This window comes from Rhodococcus sp. G-MC3, from assembly GCF_030063335.1.
Taxonomy (GTDB): Bacteria; Actinomycetota; Actinomycetes; order Mycobacteriales; family Mycobacteriaceae; genus Rhodococcoides.
Window position 1 is genome coordinate 1 of record NZ_JASISW010000089.1, and the last position, 1,098, is coordinate 1,098.

At 58.9% G+C, this 1,098-nt stretch carries 2 protein-coding genes; both read left to right on the top strand.

The annotated features are described in order from the left end of the window. Window positions 1-412: substrate-binding domain-containing protein (locus QMK17_RS26295; protein WP_283512224.1), on the top strand; the 412-nt coding region annotated here is incomplete at its 5' end. 117 nt (window positions 413-529) lie between these two features. Then, on the top strand, window positions 530-1,098 hold a 569-nt coding region (locus QMK17_RS26300; protein WP_283512225.1), incomplete at its 3' end, for a histidinol dehydrogenase.

Genomic DNA, 1,098 nt, shown 5'->3' on the forward strand with positions numbered 1-1,098 from the left:
CGAAGCGGCATTGGTCGGCTCGGGGGCTTCGCTCAAACCTGAATGGAACCAGCGTGGGCCGTTCAGTCACGAATTCGGTTTCTGCGCCATGACGGGGCTGATGAGGGGCGAGGTCGTGCCGACTGCGGTTTTCTGCACGAACGATCTCATTGCCTTCGGGGCGCTCGATGCGGTGCGCAGTCTCGGGCTCTCTGTTCCGCGTGATGCATGGATCGTCGGTTTCGACGATGTTGACATGGCGCAGTGGCCCTCATTCGACCTCACAACAGTCCATCAACCAAGTAGGGAGATGGCGGCATCAGCTGTGCGCATGCTCCTGGACCGCATTGCGGATCCAGAAGTACCTTACGGGCATTCCACGTTCCCCTGTCGGCTCGTCGTACGTGGATCTACGGATCACGCCAAGGCGTGACACGGCCATCGCCAGCCTAGATACCTAGCGGCGACTTGAAATGCATACGTATTCATAGTAAAAAGATCTGGCTACTGTATACGTATACATTCGATCAGACCCTCCCAAGGAGCGCGCATGCCCCGTTATCTGAAGTCCGCGAAAAGTACTGTATCGGCGACGGGAGATCCCGCCGTGGCCGCGACAGTCTCGGGCGTGATCGCGGACATTCGTTCGCGAGGAGACGATGCAGTCCGTGAGTATTCGGAAAAGTTCGACAAGTGGTCACCAGAGACGTTTCGCCTGTCCGAGGAAGAAATCGACAGGATCGTCGCGTCGGTTCCCGGCCAGGTGATCGACGACATCAAGACCGTGCAGAACAACGTTCGCACCTTCGCTCAGCACCAACGTGACTCGATTTTGGATTTCGAGGTTGAAACTGTTCCCGGAGTTCTGCTCGGACAGCGGAACATTCCTGTGTCGGCGGCAGGCGCCTATGCACCGGGTGGCCGATACCCCCTCGTAGCGTCAGCGCACATGACGACAGTCACCGCGAAAGTAGCGGGGGTGCCACATGTAACCGCCTGCACACCTCCAATTCGAGGGGAAATACCCGCAGCCACCGTCGCTGCATTCCATCTGGCCGGCGCAGACGACATCTACCTACTCGGCGGTGTTCAGGCTGTCGCTGCGATGGCGCTCGGCAC